Raw genomic sequence first — 7,678 nt, forward strand, 5'->3', positions numbered from 1 at the left:
CGCCGGTGGAGGGGCGTCCGGCGGCGTCGTGCGGGGCCACGGCCCGAGGGTCGTCGGCGGTCCGCGCCTGCGCGGCATCGTCGGCCCAGTCCCGGCCGCGTTCGGCGTCGACCCGGCGCTGTTCCTGGTCGTCGGTCTTACGGTCCTTGCCCTGTCGTTTCGCCATCGCCGATCCCCCGCTCCTGACGAGTCGTCCCCGATCGGGGACGACTGCGCCTACCCGTCGGTGGACCCGGCAAACGGGATCGGTCGTCGGCGGGGCCCACCGCCGGTGAGGTCCACCCCCGGGCCGGGCGGACCCTGGCCGGGCCGGGCGGACCCTGGATCGGGCCGCTGTGGGCTGGCTGGTGAGTTTCAGGCCCGACGCGGGTAACCCCGGCGCGGCCGATCGGCGGCCGGTGGTTGCGGAGGTCGGAGATGGACACGTTGACCAGCGCGGTGACGATCCCGGTGGCCGGGGCGGGACTCCCGGCCGACCTCGTGCTGCCCACCGACGCGACCGGGGTGGTCCTCTTCGCGCACGGTAGTGGCAGCTCCCGGCACAGCCCACGGAACACGGCGGTGGCCAGGGTGCTGCACCGACGCTCCCTGGGCACGGTGCTGGTCGACCTGCTCACCCCGGAGGAGGAGCGGGTGGACGCCCGTACCGCGGAGCTGCGGTTCGACATCGACCTGCTTGCCGACCGGTTGACTGCCGCAGTGGACTGGATGCGGACCGAGGCGGCTCTCCGCCGACTGCCGGTGGGGCTCTTCGGGGCCAGTACGGGGGCGGCCGGGGCACTCGTCGCCGCCGCTCGTCGCAGCGACACGGTGGCGGCGGTTGTCTCCCGGGGTGGTCGGCCCGACCTCGCCGGTCCCGCCCTGACCCAGGTACGCGCGGCGACGCTCCTGCTGGTGGGCGGCCTCGACGAGCAGGTGCTGACGCTCAACGAGGAGGCGCTCGCGCAGCTCCCGGAGGGGGTGGGTGAGCTGCGGGTGGTGCCGGGAGCCACCCACCTGTTCGAGGAGCCGGGGACCCTGGACCGGGTGGCCGACGCCGCCGCCGACTGGTTCGCCGGTCACCTGGGGTGAGGTGCCCCGTCCGTCACCGGCGGTGGCGGTGGACGGTGTCCACCACCCGGTAGGCCACTGCCGCGATCGGGACCGAGACGAAGGCCCCGGCGATCCCGCCGACGAGGGTGCCTCCGGTGACCACCACCAGGATCACCGCCGGGTGCAGCCGGACCTGTCGCTTCATGATCAACGGCTCCAGGAAGTTGCCCTCGGTCTGCTGGACCAGGATCACCGCCCCCAGGGTCAGCAGCGCCACCGTCGGACCCTGCGCGGCGAGTGCCACCAGGACCGCGAACGCCCCGGCCACCGTCGCTCCGATGATCGGGACGAACGCGCCGAAGAACGTGATCAGCGCCAGTGGCAGGGCCAGCGGAACGTCGAGCAGGACCAGGGCCACTCCGATGCCGATCGCGTCGATCGCGGCGATCAACAGAGTGCCCCGGCTGTACGCCCCCAGGGTCCGCCATCCCGCCCGACCGGCCTCGGCGGTGACCTCCCGGTTCGGGCCGGTCATCCGACGCAGCACCCACTGCCACATCGACCGGCCGTCCTTGAGCATGAAAAAGAAGAGGACCAGGGCGAGCAGTGTGGCCCCGAGGACCTCCCCTGCGGTCCGTACCCCGGCGACCGGGTCCAGCGAACTCTGCCCGAACGCCTGCCGGGCCTGCTCGACCACCCGGTTCAGCTGCTCGTCGGTCACCGGCAGCGTCGAGGTGACGAAGTCCCGGGTGCGTTCCAGCCCCTGACCCAACTCGTCGCTTAGCTCGCCGAACTGGTCCGCGGTCAGGGTCCAGACCAGGGCGCCGACGCCGCCGAGGATCCCGAGCAGGAGCAGGACGGTGAGCAGCGCGGCCAGTGCGGCCGGCAGCCGGAGCCGGCGCAGCAGCAACTGCACCGGGTCGAGCAGGGCGGTGAGGAAGACGGTGACGGCCAGCGCGATGGCCAGCGGGGCGAGCAGGACCGCGATCCTGCCGACCAGGTAGAGCCCGGCGGCGATCAGCACCAGGCAGGTGCTCCACACCACCGCCGTGCGGACCAGCCAGGGCAGGGCGGCCCAGGTCTGCCGAGGGCCGGTCCCGTCGACCGCCTCCGACGGGTCGACGGACGTCGCGGAGGTGTCTGTCCCCGCCGTGTCGGGCGTACGCCCTGTTGAATCGTCCCGCTTCACGCCGGGCCTCCTCGGTGTCCGGAGATGGCGTTACCCGCCCGGAGTGCCGTCGACACCCACAGCGACGGTCGGGTGTCCGATCCGATCGGCAGCGGGTTTCGTGGATCCCGCGCAGGGAAGGCAATTCTCGGAACCGAGCTGAGGGGAGATCGTCGTGAGCGACTTCATGAACCGGGCGAAGGACGTCGCCGACAAGCACGACAAGCAGGTCGACCAGGGGCTGGAGAAGGCCGGGGACATGGCTGACAAGCGGACCGGCGGCAAGTACGACGAGCAGATCGACAAGGGCGTGGACCAGGCCCAGCGGCGTACCGGGGACGGCGACCAGGCGCGCTGAGTTCGCTGCCCGGCCGCTCCCGAGCCCTCGCGGGGTGCTCGGGGGCGGCCGGAGGCGTTTTCCGGCCCGCCCGGTGCGTGGGTGCTTCCCGCTGTGACCGTGTCCGCCGACGGCCCCGCCGGGCCATGACGCGGGCCGCCGGGCCAGGAGGCGGGCCGCCGGGTCATAACCCGGGCCGCCGGGTCATGACGCCCTGGCGGCGATCGAGGACTGTCGCTACCATGCGCAGTCGAGGCATGACCCACTGTGGGGTCGTGTCGACGGACCGACGCCGCCCATCGACGGTGCCGCACAGCCACAGGGAGTCCTCGTTGACCGCTGCACCCCAGACCGCTGCGCCCAGTTACCCGTTCAGCCCGCCCCACCGGCTCGACCTCGACCCCCGGTACGCCCAGCTGCGCCGGGACGAGCCGCTGGTCCGGGTGCGTCTGCCCTACGGTGAGCCGTTCTGGCTCGCCACCCGGTACGCCGACGTGCGAACCGTCCTCGGCGACCCCCGGTTCAGCCGGGCCGCCGCCGCCGGACGTGACGAGCCCCGCAACACCGAGCGCCTCCCCGCCTCCGGGATGCTCGGGATGGACCCGCCGGACCACACCCGGCTGCGTCGACTGATCGCCAAGGCGTTCACCGCCCGTCGGGTGGAGCGGCTGCGGGAGGGGACCCGGGCGGTCGCCGACGAACTGGTCGACGGGATGCTCGCCGCCGGTCCTCCGGCGGACCTGGTGGCACACCTCGCCACGCCGCTGCCCATCCGGGTGATCTGCGACCTGCTCGGTGTCCCGGTCACCGACCAGGACAGGTTCCACACCTGGGCGGAGGCGATCGTCTCCACCACCTCGCTGAGCGCCGAGCAGACGCAGACGTACATCCAGAACCTGTTCGACTACATGGCCGGGCTGATCGCCCGCCGTCGGCAGGAGCCGACCGACGACCTGCTGACCGCGATGGTGCAGGCCCGCGACGCCGACGCCGACCGGCTCACCGAGGAGGAGGTCGTCCAGCTCGCCGCCGGTCTGCTGGCTGCCGGGCACGAGACCACAGTGACCCAGATTCCCAACTTCGTGTACGTCCTGCTCACCGAGGAGGGCGGCTGGAAGCGTCTGCGTGCCGAGCCGGAGTTGATCCCCGGCGCGGTCGAGGAGCTGCTGCGGTTCATCCCGTTGGGCGCGACCGCCGCGTTCCCCCGGTACGCCCTGGAGGACGTCGAGCTGAGCGGGGTCCTGGTCCGGGCCGGTGAACCGGTGATCGCCTCGATCGTCTCGGCCAACCGCGACGAGCGGGTCTTCACCGACCCGGACACCCTCGACCTGTCCCGGGTGGTCAACCCGCACGTCGGGTTCGGTCACGGGGCACACCACTGTGTCGGGGCACAGCTCGCCCGGATGGAGTTGCAGGTGATGCTGGAAACGTTGGTACGCCGTACCCCCGACCTGCGCCTGGCGGTGCCCGAGTCGGAGCTGACCTGGAAGACAGGGCTGTTGGTACGCGGCCTGACCGCCCTGCCTGTCGCCTGGTAGCGAGGAGGAATCCGATGGGGGAGAACGACTGGCGGGTCCGCGTCGACCAGGCCCAGTGCATCGGGGCCGGGATCTGCGCCAGCACCGCCCCGACCCACTTCAGACTCGTCGACGGGCTGTCACAGCCGTTGGCCGGGCTGGTCGACCCGGCCGAGGAGGTACGGGACGCGGCCGACTCCTGCCCGATGGAGGCGATCACCGTCACCGACGCTGAGACCGGCGACCCTGTCGCCCCGCAACCCTGAGGCGGACCCGGCCTGCCACCGGCAGGCCGGGTCGTCCCCACCGGAACCCGGTCAGCGCGCCGGCCGTCGTCGGTGGGCCGAGTTCCTCGTCGTCACCGTCCCGGCCGGTTGCCCCGGGGCGGATGCTGCGGCGGCGGATGTGAGCGTGCCCGGTCCCATCTCCGCCTGGTAGTTCATGTTGGCGGCCGCCAGAAGTGCGTCCCACCTCATCGTGTCCCGGCCGTCCCACTGGTCGGCGGCGAACTCCTTCACCTCGCCCCTGAGCGCTCCGAAACGCTCGACGAGGTGTCTGACGTCGTTTGGGCAGCCCTGGGGCAGGCTGCCCTTGCTTCGATAGTCCGCCAGCTCCTGGCCGAGGTTGACTGACGTATCCGGTGGCGGCCAGTTCACCGTCGGGCCGGTTCTTTCGGGATGACGTGCGTGGGACGTGTCGCTAGAGGCTGCCGAGGAGGCGGGTCACAGTGATCTCGATGACCACCCGGTCCGGGTTGGGGCGTGGGGTGCGGTAACGGTCGGCGTACCGCTGCTCGGCCTCGCGGACCGAGTCGGCGTCGGCTTGGACGACGGCCCGGCCCTCGATGGTCAGCCACCGCCGCCCGTCGACGTGACAGACCGCCACCGGGGAGTGCGGGGCAGCCGCGACGTTGCGGGCCTTCAGCGACGTCCGCGAGGTGATCACCCTGGCGATGCCGGACTCGCCGTCGAAGGTCACCCCGACCGGTACGACGTGCGGCGTCCCGTCCGGCCGCAGGGTGGTCAGCGTGGCGAGGTGGCGTTCGGCGCAGAACCGGGTGACCCGGTCGTCGCGCGGGTCCAGCCGGTGGTCGGCCCGGTTCGGTGACATCTCCCGATCATGGCACGGGCCTGGTGAGCCGTCCGGCGTCCGGCGCGGCCGAGACCGGACGGGCGGAGTCGGTGGAAGTGGAGTCGGCGGGGGTGGAGTCGCCCCGCTTGCGGGCCAGCCGGGCCAGGTAGAGCAGGGCGGCGGCCAGCACCCCGATGTCGTCCAGATAGATCGGGTCGGGCAGCAGGTCCACCGGCAGGATGGTGTAGGCCAGCGCGCCGTAGAAGGCCACCTTCCCCTTGGCCCCCAGGGCACCGAGCATCTGCCGGGTCTTCCACAGCCGGAAGGCCAACAGCGCCGCACCGACGAGCGTCGCCACGGCCAGGGCACCACCGAGAACGACGAACAGCCACGTCTCCTGGGACATGACACCACGCTAACTCAGCCCACCGACACCGCCACCGGGACGCCGCGCCTTCCGGCCCCCGCGCCTCCGTCTGCCCGCCGTGAGCACTCGCCCGCCGTGAGCACTCGCCCGCCGTGAGCACTCGCCCGCCGTGAGCGCTCGCCCGCCGTGAGCGCTCGCCCGCCGTGAGCGCTCGCCCGTCCTCTACCCGGGCGGACTTCGCCGCCCGGGTGCGTCCAACCTCGTCAGAACGCCGGGGCGGTGGCGCGTCCCCGTCGGCGGGGGGCGACCACCGGCACCTCCATGGTGTCGGAGAAGGGCAGCAACGGCTGCTCGGCGACCGGGGCCGGCTCGGCGGCGGCGATCGCCTCGGCGCGGAGGCTGTTCGCGGCGGCGACTGCCAGCTCGGCGGTCCGCCACGCTGCCTGCTCCTTCTCCCGGGCCGCCTCGTGCCGGGCGAACAGGTTGTCGCGTACCGCCTGGTGCAGGAACAGCTCCTGCTCGACGGGGTGCCGACGCGGGTCCCACCCGTTGCGGTGTCCGAAGACGTCGCTGAGCTGCTCGACGGAGATCTCCCGCCGCCAGTACGCGTCCAGCGCCGTCCGGTGCATGAACCGCTCCCGGTCGGCGTACTCGGAGGGGGTCTGCGCGGTGTGGGGCAGGGGCATCGAGGCGGCGGTGATGAGCCGACCGACGTTCTCCTCCGACTCCTGGTACGCCGTCCAGGCCGACTCGACCTCCTCCTGGGCGGCCAGCCACTCGGCCCGACGCCGCTGGGCGGTGGTGCCCGCCCGGTCGGCCGCCACCGCGATCTCCTGGGCGTAGCGGTCCCGTTCCCGCTCCTCCTCGTCGGCCCCGTCGTCGTCGCGCCTGCTCGGCATGGCGGCCTGGCTGATCCGGCTCGCCACGCCGAGGCGGAGTCTCCCGGGGCGGGCCAGGAGCGCGGCGACGGCGACGCCGACCACTGTGAGCAGAGCCAGCCAGATCACGGCGGCCTGCGGGATATCGATCATGAAGGATGAGAGGACGGTCTGCATCACCAGCACCTCGGGTTCGACGGAGGGGAAGGGCGGCGGGGGAAAGGCGGGTGGAACAAGAGAATCGGGGTGTCCCGGGCGGGCGGACACCGGGCCGTGCGTTCGTCAGCGGGGTGCCCCTCGGGCGCCGGTCGGCTACCGGTCGCCGGTGGTGCCGGGGGTGGCTCCTGGTGGGCGGCTCCTGGTCGGCTGCTCCTGGTCGGCGGCGACCGCCGGTCAGTGCTGCGGTGACGACCGCCGGTCAGCTCTGCGGCTGGCCGCGCCGGTCAGTGCTGCGGCGGGCCGCGCCGGTCAGTGCTGCGGTGACGACCGCCGGTCAGTTCTGCGGCGGGCCGCGCCGGTCGGGAACCCCCGGTGTCAGGGGCGACCCCGCCCGCTGTGCCGCCTCGGCGACGATCGCGGGCGGCGGCGACTCGGGCTCGCCTGCCGTCGACTGTTCCTGCGGGGCCGGCTCTGCGACCGTGGTCACCGCTGACGGCTCCGGGCGGAGGTCGGCGACGTGACTCGTCACCACAGTCGGAGTCACCGACGCGGTGGCGGTGGCCTCGGTGAGGGAGAGGGTCGCCCCTCCGAGGCCGAAGGCGAGGACCAGGACGGTCGCCGCCAGGCGGGTCAGATCCCGCAGCGCGCACAGCGCCGCCCACCACGTCGGATGGGTGGCTGTCGCGGGAGGCATCTGAACAACCTAGCGGTACGGCGCGTGGATCGCATGCGGCAGCGGGAATCCGTTACGTGACTGCGGCCACGACACCACTCTGTGTCGGTCCACAGGGGATGAAACGACGACGCCTGCTGTCACACCAACGCGTTCCTTGATCGTTTGCGGTTTACCTACTCCCCTCCCGGCGTGTCGGGTAGGTAAACCGCAAACGATCAAGGAAATCGCCCGTGTCGGTGTCGGTGTCGGTGTCGGTGTCGGTGTCGGTGTCGGTGTCGGTGTCGGTGTCGGTGTCGGGTGTCGGGAGGTCGGGAGGTCGGGGTGTCGGAGGGTCGGGGTGTCGGAGGGGCGGGGTGTCGGAGGGGCGGAGGGGCGGAGGGGCGGAGGGGCGGGGTGTCGGAGGGGCGGGGTGTCGGAGGGGCGGGGTGTCGGAGGGGCGGGGTGTCGGAGGGGCGGGGTGTCGGAGGGGCGGG

10 protein-coding genes are annotated in these 7,678 nt (G+C 72.7%); 4 read left to right on the forward strand and 6 right to left on the reverse strand.

Annotated features, from left to right (window positions below; all coding sequences use genetic code 11):
• Positions 1 to 417 precede the first annotated feature (417 nt).
• Complete coding sequence (locus tag ABT336_RS26030; RefSeq protein WP_350900024.1) at positions 418 to 1,071, forward strand: dienelactone hydrolase family protein; 654 nt, start codon at positions 418 to 420, stop codon at positions 1,069 to 1,071.
• A gap of 13 nt (positions 1,072 to 1,084) precedes the next feature.
• On the opposite strand, the gene ABT336_RS26035 is transcribed toward ABT336_RS26030, so the two are convergent.
• A complete protein-coding gene (locus ABT336_RS26035; RefSeq protein WP_350900026.1) occupies positions 1,085 to 2,221 on the reverse strand; it encodes an AI-2E family transporter in 1,137 nt (378 codons plus the stop codon).
• A gap of 166 nt (positions 2,222 to 2,387) precedes the next feature.
• On the opposite strand from ABT336_RS26035, the gene ABT336_RS26040 reads away from it, so the two are divergent.
• From ABT336_RS26040 to ABT336_RS26050, 3 genes are all read left to right on the forward strand, one after another.
• Positions 2,388 to 2,558 (forward strand): antitoxin, encoded by a 171-nt coding sequence (locus ABT336_RS26040; RefSeq protein WP_502891270.1) that lies wholly within the window; start codon positions 2,388 to 2,390, stop codon positions 2,556 to 2,558.
• A 311-nt stretch (positions 2,559 to 2,869) separates the two neighbouring features.
• Positions 2,870 to 4,075 (forward strand): cytochrome P450, encoded by a 1,206-nt coding sequence (locus tag ABT336_RS26045; RefSeq protein ID WP_350900030.1) that lies wholly within the window; start codon positions 2,870 to 2,872, stop codon positions 4,073 to 4,075.
• Between the two features lie 14 nt (positions 4,076 to 4,089).
• On the forward strand, positions 4,090 to 4,320 hold the full coding sequence (locus ABT336_RS26050; RefSeq protein ID WP_350900032.1) for a ferredoxin: 231 nt from the start codon (positions 4,090 to 4,092) through the stop codon (positions 4,318 to 4,320).
• 51 nt (positions 4,321 to 4,371) lie between these two features.
• Here the strand turns inward: ABT336_RS26050 and ABT336_RS26055 are convergent, their stop codons facing one another.
• The 5 genes from ABT336_RS26055 to ABT336_RS26075 form a co-directional block, all read right to left on the reverse strand.
• The gene (locus tag ABT336_RS26055; protein WP_350900034.1) at positions 4,372 to 4,710 is read right to left on the reverse strand and encodes a hypothetical protein; all 339 of its coding nucleotides are present in this window, start codon (positions 4,708 to 4,710) and stop codon (positions 4,372 to 4,374) included.
• Between the two features lie 43 nt (positions 4,711 to 4,753).
• On the reverse strand, positions 4,754 to 5,164 hold the full coding sequence (locus ABT336_RS26060) for a PPOX class F420-dependent oxidoreductase (protein ID WP_350900036.1): 411 nt from the start codon (positions 5,162 to 5,164) through the stop codon (positions 4,754 to 4,756).
• A 7-nt stretch (positions 5,165 to 5,171) separates the two neighbouring features.
• A complete protein-coding gene (locus ABT336_RS26065; protein WP_350900038.1) occupies positions 5,172 to 5,531 on the reverse strand; it encodes a DUF1232 domain-containing protein in 360 nt (119 codons plus the stop codon).
• 224 nt (positions 5,532 to 5,755) lie between these two features.
• Positions 5,756 to 6,547: a hypothetical protein gene (locus ABT336_RS26070; protein WP_350900040.1), complete on the reverse strand. Its 792-nt coding sequence runs from the start codon at positions 6,545 to 6,547 to the stop codon at positions 5,756 to 5,758.
• Between the two features lie 316 nt (positions 6,548 to 6,863).
• On the reverse strand, positions 6,864 to 7,223 hold the full coding sequence (locus ABT336_RS26075) for a hypothetical protein (protein ID WP_350900042.1): 360 nt from the start codon (positions 7,221 to 7,223) through the stop codon (positions 6,864 to 6,866).
• Positions 7,224 to 7,678 lie beyond the last annotated feature (455 nt).

The organism is Micromonospora sp. NPDC000207 (genome assembly GCF_040300925.1).
Classification (GTDB): Bacteria; Actinomycetota; Actinomycetes; order Mycobacteriales; family Micromonosporaceae; genus Micromonospora.

Coding starts and splice junctions, on each gene's coding strand:
- ABT336_RS26030 (WP_350900024.1), top strand. CDS start 418: ATGGACACGTTGACCAGCGCGGTGACGATCCCGGTGGCCGGGGCGGGA.
- ABT336_RS26040 (WP_502891270.1), top strand. CDS start 2,388: ATGAACCGGGCGAAGGACGTCGCCGACAAGCACGACAAGCAGGTCGAC.
- ABT336_RS26050 (WP_350900032.1), top strand. CDS start 4,090: ATGGGGGAGAACGACTGGCGGGTCCGCGTCGACCAGGCCCAGTGCATC.
- ABT336_RS26060 (WP_350900036.1), bottom strand. CDS start 5,164: ATGTCACCGAACCGGGCCGACCACCGGCTGGACCCGCGCGACGACCGG.
- ABT336_RS26065 (WP_350900038.1), bottom strand. CDS start 5,531: ATGTCCCAGGAGACGTGGCTGTTCGTCGTTCTCGGTGGTGCCCTGGCC.
- ABT336_RS26070 (WP_350900040.1), bottom strand. CDS start 6,547: ATGCAGACCGTCCTCTCATCCTTCATGATCGATATCCCGCAGGCCGCC.
- ABT336_RS26075 (WP_350900042.1), bottom strand. CDS start 7,223: ATGCCTCCCGCGACAGCCACCCATCCGACGTGGTGGGCGGCGCTGTGC.